The sequence below is a fragment of the Methylobacterium sp. XJLW genome, assembly GCF_003254375.1.
Lineage (GTDB): Bacteria > Pseudomonadota > Alphaproteobacteria > Rhizobiales > Beijerinckiaceae > Methylobacterium > Methylobacterium fujisawaense.
In genome coordinates, this window is sequence record NZ_CP016429.1 from 2,108,888 (window position 1) to 2,127,093 (window position 18,206).

Annotated in this window: 13 protein-coding genes and 1 pseudogene; 4 read left to right on the forward strand and 10 right to left on the reverse strand. The window is 71.8% G+C overall.

All coding sequences use genetic code 11. The features are described from left to right. Positions 1 to 276: 276 nt before the first annotated feature. The 5 genes and pseudogenes from A3862_RS09740 to A3862_RS09760 form a co-directional block, all read right to left on the reverse strand. Positions 277 to 2,708, reverse strand: a pseudogene (locus A3862_RS09740) (penicillin-binding protein 1A). 170 nt (positions 2,709 to 2,878) lie between these two features. Next, positions 2,879 to 4,138, reverse strand: a complete 1,260-nt coding sequence (locus tag A3862_RS09745; RefSeq protein ID WP_043759637.1) for an N-acetylmuramoyl-L-alanine amidase — start codon at positions 4,136 to 4,138, stop codon at positions 2,879 to 2,881. A 124-nt stretch (positions 4,139 to 4,262) separates the two neighbouring features. After that, positions 4,263 to 4,838, reverse strand: coding sequence for a phasin family protein (locus tag A3862_RS09750; protein WP_111473552.1), 576 nt, complete (start codon positions 4,836 to 4,838; stop codon positions 4,263 to 4,265). A 197-nt stretch (positions 4,839 to 5,035) separates the two neighbouring features. Further along, positions 5,036 to 5,392 (reverse strand): phasin, encoded by a 357-nt coding sequence (locus tag A3862_RS09755; protein WP_043357179.1) that lies wholly within the window; start codon positions 5,390 to 5,392, stop codon positions 5,036 to 5,038. A gap of 337 nt (positions 5,393 to 5,729) precedes the next feature. Beyond that, positions 5,730 to 6,995, reverse strand: a complete 1,266-nt coding sequence (locus tag A3862_RS09760; protein WP_111474329.1) for a glycosyltransferase — start codon at positions 6,993 to 6,995, stop codon at positions 5,730 to 5,732. 124 nt (positions 6,996 to 7,119) lie between these two features. Between A3862_RS09760 and A3862_RS09765 the strand changes: the two genes are divergently transcribed. Together A3862_RS09765 and A3862_RS09770 are read left to right on the forward strand one after the other, a co-directional pair. Next, the gene (locus tag A3862_RS09765) at positions 7,120 to 8,385 is read left to right on the forward strand and encodes a glycosyltransferase family 4 protein (protein WP_111473553.1); all 1,266 of its coding nucleotides are present in this window, start codon (positions 7,120 to 7,122) and stop codon (positions 8,383 to 8,385) included. A gap of 249 nt (positions 8,386 to 8,634) precedes the next feature. Further along, complete coding sequence (locus A3862_RS09770) at positions 8,635 to 8,814, forward strand: hypothetical protein (RefSeq protein ID WP_043357184.1); 180 nt, start codon at positions 8,635 to 8,637, stop codon at positions 8,812 to 8,814. A 29-nt stretch (positions 8,815 to 8,843) separates the two neighbouring features. On the opposite strand, the gene A3862_RS09775 is transcribed toward A3862_RS09770, so the two are convergent. The 5 genes from A3862_RS09775 to A3862_RS09795 all read right to left on the reverse strand — a co-directional run bounded on the left by A3862_RS09775 (position 8,844) and on the right by A3862_RS09795 (position 16,220). Continuing rightward, the gene (locus A3862_RS09775; RefSeq protein ID WP_111473554.1) at positions 8,844 to 11,339 is read right to left on the reverse strand and encodes a putative bifunctional diguanylate cyclase/phosphodiesterase; all 2,496 of its coding nucleotides are present in this window, start codon (positions 11,337 to 11,339) and stop codon (positions 8,844 to 8,846) included. Between the two features lie 94 nt (positions 11,340 to 11,433). Beyond that, on the reverse strand, positions 11,434 to 13,116 hold the full coding sequence (locus A3862_RS09780) for an acyl-CoA dehydrogenase family protein (protein WP_043759631.1): 1,683 nt from the start codon (positions 13,114 to 13,116) through the stop codon (positions 11,434 to 11,436). A gap of 233 nt (positions 13,117 to 13,349) precedes the next feature. Further along, positions 13,350 to 13,556 carry a hypothetical protein gene (locus A3862_RS09785; protein WP_043357188.1) on the reverse strand — a complete coding sequence of 69 codons (207 nt, stop codon included), beginning with the start codon at positions 13,554 to 13,556 and terminating at the stop codon, positions 13,350 to 13,352. A 128-nt stretch (positions 13,557 to 13,684) separates the two neighbouring features. Beyond that, on the reverse strand, positions 13,685 to 15,250 hold the full coding sequence (locus A3862_RS09790) for an FAD-dependent oxidoreductase (RefSeq protein WP_236961925.1): 1,566 nt from the start codon (positions 15,248 to 15,250) through the stop codon (positions 13,685 to 13,687). A gap of 85 nt (positions 15,251 to 15,335) precedes the next feature. Then, a complete protein-coding gene (locus A3862_RS09795) occupies positions 15,336 to 16,220 on the reverse strand; it encodes a DMT family transporter (protein WP_420845335.1) in 885 nt (294 codons plus the stop codon). 254 nt (positions 16,221 to 16,474) lie between these two features. Between A3862_RS09795 and A3862_RS09800 the strand changes: the two genes are divergently transcribed. Continuing rightward, positions 16,475 to 17,347: a YihY/virulence factor BrkB family protein gene (locus A3862_RS09800; protein ID WP_043384854.1), complete on the forward strand. Its 873-nt coding sequence runs from the start codon at positions 16,475 to 16,477 to the stop codon at positions 17,345 to 17,347. Next, the gene (locus tag A3862_RS09805; RefSeq protein WP_043759626.1) at positions 17,326 to 18,198 is read left to right on the forward strand and encodes an alpha/beta fold hydrolase; all 873 of its coding nucleotides are present in this window, start codon (positions 17,326 to 17,328) and stop codon (positions 18,196 to 18,198) included. The genes A3862_RS09800 and A3862_RS09805 overlap by 22 nt, the downstream gene beginning before the upstream one ends. The last annotated feature ends 8 nt before the right edge of the window (positions 18,199 to 18,206 follow it).

Genomic DNA, 18,206 nt, shown 5'->3' on the forward strand with positions numbered 1-18,206 from the left:
CGGACCGCGCAGGGCCGCTGCCGCGCCCCGGAACGACGGCAAGAACCCTGAATCGTCCAGGGCAGGCACCCTGATCCCACGCGGGAGGGGGACAGGATGAGGCCGGATCCGTGACCCTCGTCGAGGCCATGCCGCGGTTTCAGAACGCCGCTCCGGCGTCGGCGCTGCGCACGCTCGGGATCCGCAACAGAAAGCCCAGGCCGGGCGGACCCGACCTGGGCAGACTCGACTCGGGCAGACCCGACTTGAGCGGAGCGCGAGCCGGGACCGGTCGCCTCAGTACAATCCGCCGGCCTGCGCGGCCCGGTCGGGATCGGCCGGGACCGCCGCGGGGGCGGCGGCCTGGCCGCCGCCCGAGGACGACGGCGCCACGTAGGAATCCGCCGGTGCGGTACCGGGCTTGAACGCCTCCAGGATGGTCCCGGCGCCCTCGCCGGACCCCGCACGGGTGCCGCTGGCGAGATTGATGCGGATCAGCTTGATCCCGGGGGCACGCGGAACGGCGTCGGCGGCTTGTCCTTGAGGGCGGTCTTGAGGAACTCCAGGGCGATCGGCGCCGCCAGCCCGCCGCCGGTGGCGCGGTCGCCGAGCGAGCGCGGCTTGTCGAAGCCGATATAGATGCCGACCGCCAGATCCGGCGAGAAGCCCACGAACCACGCGTCCTTGGCGTCGTTGGTCGTGCCGGTCTTGCCGGCGAGCGGCTTGCCGATCTGCTTCAGGATCGTCGCGGTCCCGCGCTGGACCACGCCCTCCATGATCGAGACCATCTGGTAGGCGGTCAGCGGGTCGAGCACCTGCTCGGAATCGTCCACCAGCTTCGGCTCGTCCTGGCCGGACCACTTCTCGGCGTCGCAGCCGATGCATTTGCGGTTGTCGTGGCGGTAGATGGTCTCGCCGATACGGTCCTGGATCCGGTCGATCAGGGTCGGCCTAATGCGCCGGCCGCCATTGGCCAGCATCGAGTAGGCGGTGACCATGCGCATCACCGTGGTCTCGCCCGCGCCCAGCGACATCGGAAGAACCGGCAGCATGTCGTCGTAGACGCCGAAGCGGCGGGCGTACTCGGCGATGAGCGGCATGCCGACATCCTTGGCGAGCCGCACCGTCATCAGGTTCTTCGAGTGCTCGATGCCGTAGCGCAGGGTGTGGGGGCCGCCGGACTTGCCGTCGTAGTTCGAGGGCGTCCAGGCCTCCTGGCCGGGGCCGGCCTCGATGGTGATCGGGGTGTCCTGGATGATCGAGGCGGGCGTGTAGCCGTTGTCCAGCGCCGCCGAGTAGACGATCGGCTTGAACGAGGAGCCGGGCTGGCGCATCGCCTGGGTGGCGCGGTTGAACTCGGATTCGTCGTACGAGAAGCCGCCGACCATCGCGTGCACCCGGCCCGTATTCGGGTCCATGGCCACGATGGCGCCGGAGACCTCGGGCTTCTGGCGCAGGCGGAACTGGCCGCGGCCGCCATCCATCGCCTCGACATAGACCATGTCGCCGGGCTGGAGGTTGGCGCGGCCGGCCCAGCGCATGCCCTCGGGCGTGATCACGCCGGTCTCGCGGTCCTTGACCACCTGGCCGGAGGCCTCGCGCTTGGGCTGCAGGCCGATCTGCACGCCGCCGCCGCCATTGCCCAGCACCACGGCGAGGCGCCACGGTGCCACGTCGCCCAGCGCCGGAACCTCGGCCGCCGCCATGCCCCAGTCGCGCCCGGTCAGGTCGACCTTGGTGACCGGCCCGCGCCAGCCATGGGCCTGATCGTAGCGCACGAGGCCGTCGACCAGCGCCTTGCGGGCCCAGCCCTGCATCTTCGGATCGAGGGTCGTGCGCACCGAGAGGCCGCCCTCGTAGAGCTTCTTCTCGCCGTAGCGCTCGGAGATCTCGCGGCGGACCTCCTCGGTGAAGTAGTTGGCGTTGGCGGCGTTCGGGAAGGCGACGCGCGGGTTGACGCCGAGCGGCATCTTCTTGGCGGAATCCGCTTCCTCCTTGGTGATGTAGCCGTTCTCCGCCATCAGGCGGATGATCTCGTTGCGGCGGTCCAGCGCCGCCTGGGTCTTGCGGTAGGGGTGGTAGTTGTTCGGCCCCTTCGGCAGGGCGGCGAGGTAGGCCGCCTCGTTGATGGTCAGCTCGTGGACCGATTTTCCGAAGTAATCCAACGCCGCTGCCGCCACGCCGTGGAGGTTGCGGCCCGGGACGATCGTGCCGAGGAAGATCTCGTTGAGGTACAGCTCGAGGATCTTGTCCTTCGAGTAGGCCGCCTCGATCCGGAGGGCCAGCAGCGCCTCCTTGATCTTGCGGTCGTAGGTCTGCTCGGAGGAGAGCAGGAAGTTCTTGGCGACCTGCTGGGTGATGGTCGAGGCGCCCTGCCGCTTGCCCGACTTGGCGTTGGTCAGGAAGGCGCGCACGATCCCCTCGGGGTCGATGCCGCCGTGCTTGTAGAAATTCTTGTCCTCGGCCGACAGGAAGGCCGCGACGACGATCTTGGGCATCGCCTGGATCGGCAGGTACAGCCGGCGCTCGCGGGCATATTCGGCGAGCAGCGAACCGTCCGCCGCGTGGACGCGGGTCATCACCGGCGGCTCGTAATTGGCGAGCGCCGCGTGGTCGGGCAGGTCCTGGCTGTACTTCCAGTAGAAGTACCCGCCCACCGCCGCGCCGACCACGAACAGCACCGCGCCAGCGCTGAACAGGATCCCGAAGAAACGAAGGATCAGACGCATCCGGTGTTCCGCTCGTCGCTGGCCCGGCCGAATGCCGGAATCGGCTCATCCGGCGCGTGCGTCCGCTCTCGATGCGGTCAGCCCCCGGATGCTCCCGTCAGGCCCCTTCGGAATGCCGGTTTCGACGGCGGTGCGACGGGGCGTTCGGACGTCCCGTATCGACACGCATTCTATGGTGAAACTGGGGCGACAGCGGCCGAGCGGCGCATGACCGTCGGACGCCCCAGGGTGGCGCGGTTGGTGAAGAACAGATCGATCGCCTTGGCCATGGAGCCGGTGACGCCCGCCCGCCACTCCGGCGATTGCAGCATCTCCAGGTCGCGCTTGCTGGAGAGATAGCCCAGCTCCACCAGCACGCTCGGCACGTCGGGGGAGCGCAGCACCACGAAGCGCGCCTCGCGGTGGGGCTTGGCGCTCATCTCGATCACGGGGGCGAGCTGGCCCATCAGCGTGCGGGCGAAGCCCGACGAGAAGCCGCGGGTCTCGCGCAGGGTCAGCTCCTGCAGGATGTCGGCGATGTCCGGCGGCGCCTCGGCGGCGTCGGCGCCCGCGGCGGCGTCGGCCCGGTTCTCGCGCTCCGCGAGCTTGGCGGATTCGGCGTCCGTGGCCTTCTCAGCATTGGTGTAGATCGTGGCGCCCCGCACCTGGGGGGCCGCCGAGATCGAATCCGCGTGGATCGACACGAACAGGTCGGCCTTGGCCTCGCGGGCGAGGCGCACCCGGTCGGCGAGGGGCACGAACACGTCCCGGTCGCGGGTCATCCGGACCCGGTAGCGCCCGGCCGCCTCCAGCTTCTCCACCAGCGCCTGGGCGAAGCCGAACACGATATCCTTCTCGAACACGCCGCCCACCGCGATGGCGCCGGGATCGGTGCCGCCGTGGCCGGCATCGACCATGATCAGCGGGCGCTGGTCGGTCGGTTCCGGCGGGGCGCTGCGGGCCTGGGCGGGGGCGGGATCCGCGGCGGCCGCGGCCTTGCGGAAGGCGTCGCGGTCGGCGCGCTGGAGCGGGATCGTGAGCAGCACCGCGCCGTCGCGGGCCCGCGTCACCGACTCGATCCTGCCGACGGTGGCGGGGGCGGTGAGGTCGATCACGATGCGGGAGCGGCCTGGGGCGAACAGGCCGTAGCGGAAGGATTGGACGAGCCCGTCGCGGCGGCTGCCGGTCCCGGATTCGAGCTGGAAGTTGACCTCGGGCAAGTCGATCACCGCCCGGTCCGGCCGCTCCATCACGAAGCCGCGGGCCTCGACGGCCCGGGACAGGGTCAGGGTCAGGCGCGTGCCGCCGGCCTGGCTCGCGAGGTCGGCCCCGATGGCGACGGCGGGCTTCTCGCCGTTCTGCGCGGCAACCGGCGCTCCCGCCAGGGCCGGCAGAAGCGCCACGGCCAGGCGAAGCCATGCGGTACGGATCAGGCGCGCGCAGTTCGGCATCGGTCCGGTGTCGTTTCCCGTGCCCTCCGTTACGGCATGGGACCGACTTGGTTAACGGACGGTTGCCGCCGCCGGTTCGATCCGGGGGCCCGTGTTGCCGGGATGCGACAAGTCCCGCGCCGCTTCAGCGGTACGCGACCACGCGGCTCGTCTGACCGATGACCGTGACCCAGCAGGTCAGGGACGCGTCGGCGGCCCGCTGGACCTCGCCGACCTGCAGGCGAATCACCTCGGCCGGCGACCGGGCGCCCGAGAGCGCCCGCAGATGCGCCAGGGCCGCCTCGCCCTCGCAGCGCACGTAGCGGGCGATGGTCGAGCCGATCTCGACGACATCGAAGCGGTCGGGGGTGAAGACGATCCGGTGTGGGACGTCGACGGCGTCCGGCACCGGCGGGAGGGCGATATCCGCCGCGGCACCGGCTTCGGGGACCGGCTGCGCGGCCGTCTCGGTCGGCCCATCGGCCGGCACCTCGGTCTGCACCTCAGAGGCGGTCTCGGGCAGGACCGGGGTGGTCGCCGCGGGCGCCGCCTGGGCCGGCTCGGCCTGCGGCTCGTGGGTCTCGACGGAAACGTCGCTCGCCGGCGCGGGTGCGTCCTCGGCGATCGGCGCAGGGCGGAACTCGGCCGGGGCCAGCGCCTTCCGGAGCGGTTGGGGTAATCCGGCGGGGCGGCCTCCCCTCGGTCGACGCGGCTTTCCCATCGCGCGATCTCCTCCTGTCGGCGTCAGGCCGTCCTGACGGAGCGGTGGCCGGAGGGTCGTGCGCAGCCGGCTCGCCCGCGGTGTCGGCCTCGGACCCGTGACGCCCGGGTGTCAGAGCCTCGGATCCGGTCGGCGCCGCGCGCCCTCCGGATCCCGTATCGTGTCCCCGATCGAGGATCGGGGACGGCGCGCCGGCCTCAGCGGGCGGCGGCGTTCTGGGCGAGGGCGCCGTAATCCTTGGCCTGGGCCTGGAGCGCGGCGAACTGGCTGCGGACGAACTCGGACTGGAGCTCGAACGCCTCGCGGAGATCCTTCGTGCGCACCAGCTTCTGGGCGAAGTCGAAGGTCGCGTTGGCGTTGGCCTGCGCGTGATCAAACCCCTTCGCGACCGCGGCGGTCAGGGTCGACTGGAAGGTCTGACCCGAGGTCTGGACCTGCTCGGCGACCTTCACGGCGTTCGTCATCATGGTGCCGACAGCGGTCCGAGCCTGATCGACGCTCTTCTCGGCGAAGTCGCGCATCTCGGTCGGGATCTCGAAGTTCGGGGTCTGCATCGATGTCTCCAGCAACGTTCATGGAGCGGGACGCCGGATGCGTCCGCGTTGACGCGCTTCTATATGTTGCACCGCAACAAGAAGTCAAGTGCATGCTTCGGGGGCCATGCAGGACCCGGAAGCCCGATAAAATGCAGATCCGATGATCTCGCACAGTCATCGCATCGCGGCTGCAGCCCCGATAGCAGATTGCGTGCAAGCTGCGCCATTTATCCGATCGGCCAAGATTGCCGATCCCGGCAAGAGGCCGCTTCGCAAAAAACGATCTGCCTGTCCAGAGGGGCACGAACGGATCGTGAATGCTTGTGGTATACCAGACGGGCCGGGCCGCCTCGGATCATCGCGGCTGGGCCAGCGAATCCGGATGCTGCATCGCACCAGCCGCGGCTCCGGACAGACGGGCGTAGAGCCCCCGGAGCGCCGCCGCATGGGCGTCCAGGCCCATCGGCGCGGTGCGGAAGAGCCTGCGGGCCTCCGCTCCGAGCGACGCCGCCAGGGCGTCGTCCCGGAGCGCCGTGAAGGCCTCGGCGAGGGGCCCGACCTCCGGTGCGAGCACGAATCCGGTCCGGCCGTGCCGGACCTTCTCGGCGGCGCCGGAGCGGTCGGAGGCCACGACCGGGATGCCGGCCGCCAGCGCCTCGTAGACGGTGAGCGGGCCGGTTTCGTACCAGCGCGACGGCGCCGCCAGCGCCCGGGCGCGGGTCCGGAGCGTAGCCCAGACCGCCTCGGGCCTCTGCCATCCGATCACCTCCACGCCGTCCCGGGCACGCAGCTCCGCCTCCAGGGGGCCGGCGCCGATGAACAGGGCCGGAAGTCCGGCCCTCCGCGCGGCGTCGGCCACGAGGTCGGCGCCCTTCTCGCGGGTCAGGCGCCCCACATAGGCGATCGCGTCGCCGCGGGCGGGCGCGGCCGCGGGCCCCTCCGGAAGCCGGACGGGGTTGTCGATCCGATGATGTGTGAGGGCGTAGCCGCCGAGCAGAGCGCCCAGCCGCTGCCGGCTGGCGTCGCAGACATGGACGACGTGCAGCGGATGGTGCCGGCTGGCCCGACCGACGACCTGCCGCAGCGCCGCGGCACGGGCGACCCGCACGAGCTTGTGCCCCCGGCTGCGGGGATCGCAGGGCGCCGCAAGGCAGGCGGCCGACAGGGGGGCGAGCCCGCAGGGCTCGGCCCGGTCGAAGCGGTAATAGACGCCGTTCGGGCAGGCCAGGGCGTAGTCGTGCAGCGTGACGACCAGCGGCACCCCGGTCTTCGACAGGACCGGAACGATCGCCGGCGACAGGGTCCGGGTCCATTGGTGCAGGTGGATACAGTCCGGCGGCGCGGCGAGGCCCGCGAGAGCCGCGGTGAGGCGGCGGGCGGCGGCGGCGTGCCAGATCCCGGCGGCAGCCGCCCGCGCGGCACCGAGCGACCAGATGTCGGGCAGGCCGAGATCGATCCGCTGGATCCCGGCATGGTCGAGGAGCGGATCGACGGCCCCCGAGATCGCCTGGATGTAGGTGACGGCGAGACCGGCCTCGGCGAGCCCGCGGGCCGATTCCAGCGCCACCTTCTCGGCCCCGCCGCTGGCGGCCGCGAACTCGGCCAGGATCACGACATGCACGGTGTCCCTCCCGGGGATCGCGTCGGTCTCGGGAGCCGGGAGGATGAAGGAGAGCGGTTTACGGGGGATCAACCGCGGCCGGATACAGATCTTTGCCCCGGATCAGAGCGGCGGAATTCCTGACGTGCACGTCGTCTTCGTCGCAGACCACGCCGCGATCAACGGCGGCCAGGCCAAGGTCGCGATCGAATCCGCCCTGGGGCTCGCCGCCCGGGGGATCCGCGTCAGCCTGTTCGCCGCGGTCGGCCCGGTGGACCCCCGGCTGGAGCCCGCCGGAATCCGGGTGGTCTGCCTGGAGCAGGACGACGTCACCACGGCGCGCAGCAAACTGGCCTTCGCCGCCCAGGCGATCTGGAACGGCGCGGCACGCCGCGCCCTCGCGCGGGAACTCGCCGCCTGCGACCCCCGGGACACCCTCGTCCACGTCCACGCCTTCGCCAAGGCGCTGTCGCCGTCGATCGGCCCGGCGATCCGGGCCTCCGGGCTGCCGTGCCTCTACACGATGCACGAGTTCTTCCTCGTCTGCCCCACCGGCGGCTTCTACGCCTATCCGGAGCAGCGGATCTGCCATCGGACCCCGATGTCGGCCGCCTGCATCGCGGCGCATTGCGACGCACGCAGCTACCCGCGCAAGGTGGCCCGGATGGTCCGCCATGCCGGCCTCGCCCACGTGGCCCGGCTGCCGGATCTGTTCGCCCACGTCGTCACGATCAGCGATCTGCAGGAAAGCGTCGTCCGGCCGCTGATGCCCCCCGGCACCGTGTTCCACCGGGTCGACAACCCGATCGCGGTGGTGCAGGCGCCCCTGCGGGAGGGCGCGCCGGGCGACTTCCTGTTCGTCGGGCGGATCTCCACCGAGAAGGGCGCGCCGATCTTCGCGGACGCGGCCAAGCGCGCGGGGGTGCGGGCGGTCTTCGTCGGCGACGGCCCCCAGCGGGCCGATCTCGCGGCGCGCCATCCCGAGGCCGTCATGCTCGGCTGGCGCGACGCCGCCGGCGTACAGGCGCTGATGCGCCAAGCCCGGGCGCTGGTCTTCCCGAGCGTCTGGTACGAGGGCCAGCCGCTCACCGTCTACGAGGCCCTGGCCTGCGGGGCGCCGGTGATCGTCAGCGATGCCTGCGCGGGGCGGGAGGCGGTGATCGATGGCGAGACCGGGTTCTGGTTCCGCTCCGGCGATCCGGAGGCGCTCGCCGCCCATCTGCGCCGCCTGACCGACGACGGCCTCGCCGCCCGGATGGGCCGGGCCGCCCACGACCGCTACTGGACGGCGCCCCTGAGCCTCGACGCCCATCTCGACCGCCTCGAGGGCGTCTACGAGACGGTGATGCGCGGGGCCACCGCCCGCAGGAGGGGCCTGAGCCCGGTCGATCGGCCGCTCGCGACCGCCTGACCCTGCCGCCGGTTCGGCCGTCCGTGCGCGGGACGCGGAGCCAGCCCGTCGGCGCCGCGCCGCCCGTCGCGCTGCCCGTCGCGCTGCCGCGGATCCCGACGCCGCGCGGGTGACGCCGGCGAGGCCATGGGCCGGACGCTTCGACCGGAAAGCCCATGCGGCCGCCGGAAAGATCGGATACACCCGCCGTCCCTCGCGTTGATGCCCACCAGCACCCTTGCGTGCCTCCGTCACGGACGAGTGAGCGACATGGCCGAGACCCAAAACAAGCCGAACGAAGCCAAGCCGGGCTTCCAGCAGGGCAGCGCCAAGCCGGGCGACGCCAAGAACCCCGACAACAAGCAGGAGAAGCTGAACGAGCGCCTGGACGAGGCCCTGGAGGAGACCTTCCCGTCGAGCGATCCGGTGTCGGTGAAGATCACCAAGTAGGCCCCGGGCCTGCACCGGCCGGGCGGCCGTCAGGCCGCCCGGTCGTCCGGGACCGGCTCCCGCCCGCGGTCGATCAGGCGGCGGGCCTCGGGCCCCGGGACCGCACGGCTGAACAGGAAGCCCTGGACCTCGTCGTAGCCCTCCGCGCGGAGCATCGCGAGCTGCTCGACGGTCTCCACCCCTTCAGCGGTGGTGGCGATGCCGAGGCTGGCGCCCAGGCTCGCCACCGCCCGCACGATCGCCGTGCAATGGGTGTTCTCGCCGACCTGGCTCACGAAGGAGCGGTCGAGCTTGATCTTGTCGAACGGGAAGCTGCGCAGGTAGCCGAGGCTCGAATAGCCGGTGCCGAAATCGTCCATCGCGATCCGGATGCCCAGGGCCCGCAGCTCATGCAGGGTCGCGAGATTGGCGGCGCTGTCGGCGAGCAGGACCGATTCGGTGATCTCCAGCTCGAGGCGCCGCGGGTCGAGGCCCGAGGTCGCGAGGGCGCCGCGCACGGTCTCGACCAGGCTGCGGTTGCGGAACTGGATCGGGGAGAGGTTCACGGCGAGGCGGATCGCCTCCGGCCAGGTCGCCGCCTCCGCGAAGGCGGTCTGCATCACCCAGGCGCCGATCGGGACGATCAGGCCGGTCTCCTCGGCCAGCGGCACGAACTCGGCCGGCGAAACCGGGCCGTGGTCCGGATGGGACCAGCGCAGCAGCGCCTCGAAGGCCAGGATCCGGTCGGAACGGGCATCCATCAGCGGCTGGTAGACCAGCGAGAACTGGCCGCGGGCGAAGGCCTCGCGCAGCTCGTTCTCGCGCCGCCGCCGCGCCTGCACCCAGGCATCCATCTCCGGCTCGAAGCACCGGAAGGTGCCGCCGCCCTCGGCCTTCGCCCGGTACAGGGCGAGGTCGGCGTTCTTCATCAGGGTTTCGGGATCGGTGCCGTCCCGCGGCAGGCAGGCGACCCCGATGCTGGTGCCCATATGGCAATCCTGGCCGTCCAGGCGGAAGGGCCGGCCGAGTTCGGCGATCACCCGGGCGATCAGCCCGTCGGCCAGGGCCGGGAGATCCATCCCCCCTACCAGGATGGCGAACTCGTCGCCGCCGAGCCGGGCCACGAGGTCGTCCTTGCGCAGGCAGCCGGCGATCCGCTCGGCCGCCTCGCGCAGGAGCGCGTCGCCGACCGGATGGCCCAGCGTGTCGTTGACGATCTTGAACTTGTCGAGGTCGAGGCAGAGCAGCACCGCCGCCTCCCCGTCCCGGGCGTGGCGGGAGATCGCCTCGGCGAGGCGGTCCCGGAACAGCACGCGGTTCGGCAGCCCGGTGAGCGCGTCGTGGTGCGCCATGTGGGCGATGCGGGCCTCGGCCCTCCGGCGTTCCGTCATGTCGATGGCGGCTTCGAGCACGGCCTGCCGCCCCTCGAACGGCATCGCCCGCTGGAACAGGGAGACCTCGATCGCCGAGCCGTCGGCGCGCCGGTGGAGGGCGCCGGTGGGCGGCAGGCCGAGCCCCGGCGCCGCGTCGGGGGGCATGGCGAGATCGGCCGGCGCCCGGCTCAGGAACTGCTCGCGGCTGTAGCCGTAATGGGCGACGGCCGCGTCGTTGACCGCCAGGAAGCGGTCGCGCGCGTCGGCCACGACCCACATCGGGACCGGGTTGTTCTCGAACAGGAGCCGGAACGAGGCCTCCCGGGCCTTGATGTCGCCGACATCCGTCATGGTGACCGAGAGGAGATCGCCGACGCAGCCCGCCTCGACCTTGAGGTAGAGCGTGCCGCCGTCGGACCGGGGGCGGCTCAGCTCGAAGGCGGAGCGCCCGCCCCGCTCGACCATGGCGGCGAGCGTCGCGATCGTCCGCGCGGTGATCGCCCCCGGGAAGAGCTGGCCGATGCGCTGCCATTGCAGGACCGCGGCGGGCCGCTCCAGGAGGCGCTCGGCGCCGCGGTTGAGGGCGACGATCTTGAAATCGATCGGGTGGCCCGCCGCGTCACGGATCGTGCTGAGGGCCAGGATCCCCTGGTCGGTGGCGGTGAACATCGCCTGGACGAGTTCGGTCCGGACGCTCGCCCCGTCGAACCCGATCAGCACGAACGGCTCGCCCCAGCGGTTGTCGAGGGGCACACCGACGAGGCGGGTCGAGGTCACGACGCCGGCATCCAGGCGATCGCACCGGCTGTAGGCGGGCTGGCCGGATCCGAGGGCGGCCGCGACCATCTCGCCGACGGGCTCGCGCAGCTCGATCGGGAGCGCGTCGACCGGGACGGTCTCGCTGGGACAGGGTTCCGCCGACGGACCTTCCGACCCTTGCGCGAGCCAGGCGCCGAATTCCTGGCCCGCCCAGAGGATCCGGGCGGCCTGGCCGTTCCGGGTGGTCACCAGGGCGGCCCGGTCGGCGAGGCGGCCGAGGCTCCCGAGCACGACGGCCTCGTAGGACGGGATCGGCGCCCCCGGCGTCCGGCAATCCTGCCAGCGCCGAAGGATGTTGCGGCCCGTCTGTCCGTCGTCGTCGTGCGCGGTCACCGAGCCGCCCCAGTTGTTCACCGGGGGCCAGGAAGCTGGGACTTCGTTTAAGCCGGGTTCATGAGCCGACTTATAATCCCATGATACGTACTATTCCCCAGTTTGATCTCGATTTTCAGGCCGCCTCGAGCAACCGGCGGGCGATCACCTGGGCCTGGATCTCCGCGGCGCCCTCGAAGATCGAGAGGATGCGGGCGTCGCACAGGATCCGGCTCACCGGGTATTCCAGCGCGAAGCCGTTGCCGCCGTGGATCTGCAGGGCGTTGTCGGCCGCCGCCCAGGCGACGCGGGCGCCCAGCAGCTTCGCCATGCCGGCCTCCAGGTCGCAGCGCTTGCCGGCATCCTTCTCGCGGGCCGAGAAATAGGTGAGCTGGCGGGCGATGTTGATCTCCACCGCCATCATGGCGAGCTTGTCGGCGACCCGCGGGAAGTTGACCAGCGCCTTGCCGAACTGGACCCGCTCCTCGGCGTAGCGCAGGCCGACGTCGAGGGCCGACTGGGCGACGCCGATGGCCCGGGCCGCGGTCTGGATGCGGGCCGATTCGAAGGTCTGCATCAGCTGGGCGAAGCCCTTGCCCTCGACCTCGCCCAGCAGGTTGCCGGCGGGCACCTCGAATCCCTCGAAGGCGAGCTCGTACTCCTTCATGCCCCGGTAGCCGAGCACCTCGATCTCGCCGCCCGACAGGCCCTGGACCGGGAACGGCTCCGCGTCGGTGCCGCGGGGCTTCTCGGCGATCAGCATGGAGAGGCCCTTGTGGCCCTTCTCCTCGGGCTTGGTGCGGACGAGCACCGTCATGATGTCGGCGCGGACCGGGTGGGTGATCCAGGTCTTGTTGCCGGTGATCTTCCAGGTGTCACCGTCCTTCACCGCCCGCGTGCGGAGCGAGGCGAGGTCGGAGCCGGTATTCGGCTCGGTGAAGACGGCCGTGGGCAGGATGTCGCCGCTGGCGATCTTGGGCAGGAAGCGCTGCTTCTGCTCCTCGGTGCCGCCGCACAGGATCAGCTCAGCGGCGATCTCCGAACGGGTGCCGAGCGAGCCGACGCCGATATAGGCGCGCGACAGCTCCTCCGAGACCACGCACATGGCGGTCTTCGGCAGGCCCATGCCGCCGTATTCCTCCGGGATCGTCAGGCCGAAGACGCCGAGCTCGGCCATCTTGGTGACGATCTCCATCGGGATGTAGGCGTTCTTCAGGTGCCACTCGTGCGCCTGATCGACCACCTCGGCCTTGCCGAAGCGGCGCATCTCGGAGCGGATCGCCTCCATGTCCTCGTCGAGGCCCGAGGCGCCGACCGTGGCCGAGCCGCTGCCGTCGCGCATCCGCGCCACCAGGGCGGCGCGGTTCTCGGGGGTGTTCCCCTCGGCGATCAGGGTCTCGACCGCCTCGGTGCGGTACTGCGCCACCTCCTTGGCGGAGAGGCCGAGCGAGCCGGTGAGGCGGACCATCTCGCCCTGGCTCATCGGGATGCCGGAGAACAGCTGGTCGAGATACTCGCCGGCGCCGATGCGGACGAGGAGCGACTCGGTCTCGCCGAACCGGCCCTCGGCCTGGAGGCGCTCGGCGTAGCCGCCGAGCTCGGCGACCGCCTCCGCGTAGGTCGCGAGCCATGCGAGCCCGTGGGCGGCGTGCTGCTCGCCCTCGAGCTTGGCCGCGTCGATCCGCCCGTCCGTTCCGAGGATCCGCGTGCGGACCCGGCGGGTCGCCTCCGCGACGAGGGCCTTGACGCTCTCGCCGGCGGCCCTGGCGAGGGTGGCGATATCCTGCGGCTCGGTCTGGATGGCGGGGGATGCGGACATGGTTTCCTGCTCGCGTGGCGTCTTCTTGGATCGGGTCTTTTAACCTGTCGCGGGCCGGAGCCGAAGCAGATTTCGTTTGGCTCGCCTTGAACTCAAGTTGAATGCCGGAGCTCACGGGCCGATGCGCAGCCCATGAAAGTCAAGGCCGGGCCGGTGCGGCGATACGCGTCGGTCCCGACACTGATGATCCGTCCGCCGCCCTGCCGAAAGCTGTTCGCCAGACCGTGCCCGGCTCAGCGCCTCTGCTCGCAGCGCGTCTTCACGTAGGCCCCGTCCTCGCCCTTGAAGCCTGTACTGGCTGCCAGCACCGGGCCCTGAACGAGGCATTCCTGGAGCGTGTGGGCCGGCCCGGTGACCACGTCGAGGGCGGTCTCGCGGGAGCAGTCCGGGGCCTGGACGGAGGCGGCGCAGATGAGCGCGACGACGATGATCTGGTTCATGGGGCCTCCCGTATGGGCCCGACTCTCAAGACGGCGGGCGGCGTCTACCGAAAGATGGGCCGCCGGAACTGGTTCCATCGGCCCGGACGCCCGTCCTCGCGAGCGGAGCATAGCGATGACGGAGCGGGTCACACCAGCGCGGTGAGATCCGCACCCGACTCGATTGCCTCCGGGCTGGGCACGCGTCCCTCGCCCAGCAGGTGCAGGAACGCCGTGAAGGCCGGGTTGCGGCCGATGCTGCAGGCGGCCACGGCCCGGTCTTGGCGGACATAATAGGCGATGAAGTCCAGCGCCGCCGGATCGCCCTGCAGGATGATCCGATCGAAATCCGGCGCGTAGCCGCCGTAATCCAGGCGCTTGTCGCCCTGGTTGCTCCAGAAGAACGGCGCGCCCGCGAAGGCGCCGCTGGCGCCCAGCATCGCCCGGGCGACGTGGGTGCCGTGCTGCTGCGCCAGACGCCAGTGCTCGATCCGGGCGGTGACGCCGCTGCCGCGCTCCGGGAAGGCCGCGATGTCGCCGGCGATCCAGACGTTGTCGGCGAGCTTCAGATCGGCGCCGACCGGGAGGCCGCCGGTCTCGTCCGGCTCCACCCCGGCGACGATCCCGGTCTCCGGCGCGGCGCCGGCGCCGATCAGCACGAGATCGGCCGGCAGCCGCGTGCCGTCCGCGGTCTCGACGGCCTCGACGGAGCCGGTGCCGGCGATCCGCGCGACCTTGCCGGTCACGAAGGTCACGCCGTTGCCGGCGTGGTAGCGCTTCAGCGCCGCGCCCACGGCCTCGCCGAAGCGCTTGGCGAAGGGGATCTCCTCCCGCGCCAGCACCGTCACCGACAGGCCGCGCTTGGTCAGGAAGGCCGCGGCCTCCAGGCCGATGAAACCCGCGCCGATCACCACCACGCGCTTGGCCTGCTCCGCCGCGGCGCTGAGCCGCACCGCATCGTCGAGGCTGCGGAGCGTCATCACGCCGTCGAGATCGCGGCCGTCGAAGTCCGGCACCACCGCACGGCTGCCGGTGGCGATCAGCAGCGCGTCGCCGGTGAGCACCCGGCCGTCCGCCAGGGTGACGCTGAGGCGCGCCGGATCGATCCGGACCGCCTCGGCCTCGATCCGCTCGACTTGGTGGGCAGCGGAGAAATCCGGCTCCAGCAGGGTCTTCTCCGCCGGGGTGGGCTTGGCCAGGAACTGCTTGGACAGCTTGGTCCGGTCGTAGGGCGGGTGCCCCTCGCGGCCGACCATCGTGATCGCGCCCGCAAAACCCTCGCGCCGGAGCGTGGTGATGCAGGCCGCCGCCGCCGCCCCGGTGCCGACGATCAGGACCTGTCCGAGGGGCGTCCGGGCGTGCCGGGCCGGAGCGGGCTCGGGGGTCAGCGTCGCCACCGCCTCGCCGCCCTCGATCCGGACGGGATAGCGGGTCAGCGCCTCAAGCGCCGGCGGCTCCTCCAGGCTGCCGTCGGCGAGGGCGAAGGCCGCCTTGTGCCAGGGGCAGTAGAGCCGGCCGCCGCAGATCTCGCCCTTGGCGAGCGGCGCCCCGAGATGCGGGCACTTGGCCTGGAAGGCGCGCACGCCGTCGGCGTCGCGCACGAACAGCACCGCGTCGTCGCCCGCCTTGCCCTCGGCCTTGCCGCCGAGCGGGATCGCGTCGAGGGCGAGGCGGATCTCGCGGGGCTTGCCCGAATCCAGGTGTTCTTGGTCCATCCTCGCCTCGCCCGGTGCCGGCCCGTGCGCACCAAACCGCGAAGCCCCGAAGGGTTTCCGCGCCTTCCGTCGCAGGCCCGGCGCCTCAGCCCCGGCTCGCCACCGCCACGCCGAGGGCGGCGAGCGCCATGCCGGCGCCCTGCAGCGGGGTCAGCACCTCGCCGAACAGCAGGTAGCCGAGCACGGCCGCGACCGGGGGCACCAGGAAGAACAGGGCGGCGACGCCCGCCACCGCCCCCCGCCGGATCAGCACCAACAGCAGCAGGATCCCCGCGACCGAGTTGACCAGGACCGCCCAGCCGAGGCCGAGCCACAGGGCGGGGGCGGGGTCGAACGCGGTGCTGCCGAAGGCGAGCGCCAGCGGGATGGCGCAGGCCATGCCGCCGACGAACTGGAGGGTCGCGCCGGCCAGCAGATCGACCCGGCCGCCGGTGCGCTTCTGCCAGAGCGTGCCGAGGGTCAGCGCCAGCACCGCCAGGAGGCTGACGGCGAGCGCCAGCGGCGGGATCCCGGACGGGTCCGTGGCCCCGAGCTTCGGGGCGAGCACGAGGCCCGTGCCGACAAAGCCCATCATTATGCCCAGGGCCCGCCGCCCGCTGACGCGCTCGCCCAGCAGCGGCTGCGCCAGGAGTGCGGTGAGCAGCGGCTGGAGGCTGCCGACGAGGGCGGCGATGCCGGCCGGCAGCCCGTGGCTCACCGCCCAGAAGACCCCCGACAGGTAGACCCCCTGCATCAGGAAGCCCGCGATGACGGGGTCGCGCCAGCCCGCCCGGTCCCCGGGCCAGCGCACCCGGGAGGCCGTGGCGATCAGCGCCAGCACCAGGGCGACGGCCGTGAAACGGATTGCCGTGAAGGCCAGCGGATCCACGTGCGGCACCACCGCCCGGGCGGAGATGAAACCCGTGGCCCAGATCGGGATGAACAGCGCCGGAAGGGCGCCGGCCGCGAGCGGCGACGGGCGTGAGAGCATAGGCATGTCCGCCGGACGGAGCATGCCGGCGCGCCGGGCGCAACGGTGATCGCGTCCGCCCGCCGGAGCGCGGCCGCCACCGGGGGCCGGCGTGGCGCGGACGCGTCACCGGGCGGCGATCGGGACCGGATCCGGCCGGCGGCGTTGACGCGCGGGTGCCGGCACCGTTCATCGGCGGGCCTCTCCCCGGGGAGGATCACGAGATCGAGGATCGTTGGACACCCGTGAAACCTCTCCGCAGCGGATTGCAGATCATGGGCGTCGCCGCGCAGCGCTTCGTCTCCCATGACGGCTGGGCGATCGCGAGCCACATCGCGCTCTCGAGCCTGACCTCGCTGTTCCCGTTCCTGATCCTGCTGGCGGCGCTGGCCGGCCTGTTCGGCACGCAGTCGCTCGCCGACGAGGCCGGGGTGCTGATCTTCGACGCCTGGCCCCGGGAGATCGCCAAGCCGATCGTCGGCGAGGTCCACCGGGTGCTCACCGAGCAGCGCAGCGGCGTGCTGACGCTCGGCGCGCTGTTCGCCCTGTACTTCTCCTCCTCGGGGGTCGAGAGCCTGCGGGTCGGGCTGAACCGGGCCTACGGGCTGCGCGAGAGCCGGCCCTGGTGGCTGACCCGCCTCGAATCGATCGGCTACGTGATCTGCGGGGCGTTCGCGATGCTGGCCTTCGCGCTGCTCGTGGTGCTGGGGCCGCTGATCTGGCGCAACGTCGTCCTGGTGGCGCCGGGGCTGGAGCCCCTGAGCCTCACCGTGGCGATCGGGCGGATCGCCGTGACGGCCCTGCTGCTGACCGTCGTCCTGGTCATCGCCCACAAGTTCGTGGCGGCCGGACGGCGCTCGATCCTGTCGGTGCTGCCGGGGATCGGGGTGACGCTGGTCCTGTGGTTCTTCGCCGGCCTCGGCTTCGGCTACTACCTCGACCGGTTCTCCAACGCCTACGCGTCGACCTATGGGGGTCTGGCCACCGCGATGGTGTTCCTGGTGTTCCTCTACTGGCTCGCCGCCATGTTCCTGTTCGGCGGCGAGATCAACGGCACGGTGATCGCCGCCCGCCGCAGCCGCCTGCAGGCGAAGATGCTGGCCCGCCGGGCCGAGAGGGAGGGACGATGGACCGGATCGAGCACCTGACGATCCGCGCGAACGGCGCCGATCTGCATGTGGCGCGCTGCGGCACGGGCACGCCGCTGCTGCTGCTCCACGGCTGGCCGGAATTCTGGCTGACCTGGGAACCCGTGATGGCGCGCCTGGCCGCCCGCCACACCCTGATCGCCCCGGATCTGCGCGGCTTCGGCGACAGCGACAAGCCCGCGGGCGCCTTCGGCCCGCCGGAGCAGGCCGCCGACATGGTGGCGCTCCTCGACGCCCTCGGGATCGACCGCGCCGGCATCGTCGGCCACGATGTCGGCGGAGCGGTGATCCAGGCCCTCGCCCGGTCTCACCCGGAGCGGTGCGCCGGCCTGTTCCTGTTCGACTTCGTCTATCCGGGGATCGGCCCCCGGCTCGGGGCGCCGGACCGCCTCACCGAGATCTGGTACCAGTCCTTCAACCAGATGGACCTGGCGGTGACGCTGGTGGGCGCCAGCCGGGAGAGCTGCGCCGCCTATATCGGCCACTTCCTGCGCCACTGGTCGCACCGGACGGACGCGTTCGACCCGGTGCTGGACGCCTTCGTGGACAATTTCCTGAAGCCCGGAAACCTCGCGGGCGGCTTCGCGCATTACCGGGCCGCCCATGCCGGGCGGATCGCGATGCTCAAGGGCGAGGCCCCGGCCCTGCCGCCGATCGGCGTGCCGACCTGCGTGCGCTGGGCCGAGCACGACCCGATCTTTCCCTTCGCCTGGACCGACCGCCTGGGCGAGACCTTCTCGGATCTCGATCTGGCGCTGTTCCCGGGGGTGGGGCACTTCCCCCACCGGGAGGATCCCGACCGGGCCGCCGCGGAGATCGCGGGGTTCTTCGCGCGGATCGGGTGGGCGTGAGGGCGTCC

Excerpts from the sequence above, each read along its gene's own strand:
- A3862_RS09790 (WP_236961925.1), bottom strand. The coding sequence starts at position 15,250 with ATGGACCAAGAACACCTGGATTCGGGCAAGCCCCGCGAGATCCGCCTC.
- A3862_RS09795 (WP_420845335.1), bottom strand. The coding sequence starts at position 16,220 with ATGCTCTCACGCCCGTCGCCGCTCGCGGCCGGCGCCCTTCCGGCGCTG.
- A3862_RS09780 (WP_043759631.1), bottom strand. The coding sequence starts at position 13,116 with ATGTCCGCATCCCCCGCCATCCAGACCGAGCCGCAGGATATCGCCACC.
- A3862_RS09770 (WP_043357184.1), top strand. The coding sequence starts at position 8,635 with ATGGCCGAGACCCAAAACAAGCCGAACGAAGCCAAGCCGGGCTTCCAG.
- A3862_RS09745 (WP_043759637.1), bottom strand. The coding sequence starts at position 4,138 with ATGCCGAACTGCGCGCGCCTGATCCGTACCGCATGGCTTCGCCTGGCC.
- A3862_RS09805 (WP_043759626.1), top strand. The coding sequence starts at position 17,326 with ATGGACCGGATCGAGCACCTGACGATCCGCGCGAACGGCGCCGATCTG.
- A3862_RS09785 (WP_043357188.1), bottom strand. The coding sequence starts at position 13,556 with ATGAACCAGATCATCGTCGTCGCGCTCATCTGCGCCGCCTCCGTCCAG.
- A3862_RS09755 (WP_043357179.1), bottom strand. The coding sequence starts at position 5,392 with ATGCAGACCCCGAACTTCGAGATCCCGACCGAGATGCGCGACTTCGCC.
- A3862_RS09800 (WP_043384854.1), top strand. The coding sequence starts at position 16,475 with ATGGGCGTCGCCGCGCAGCGCTTCGTCTCCCATGACGGCTGGGCGATC.
- A3862_RS09750 (WP_111473552.1), bottom strand. The coding sequence starts at position 4,838 with ATGGGAAAGCCGCGTCGACCGAGGGGAGGCCGCCCCGCCGGATTACCC.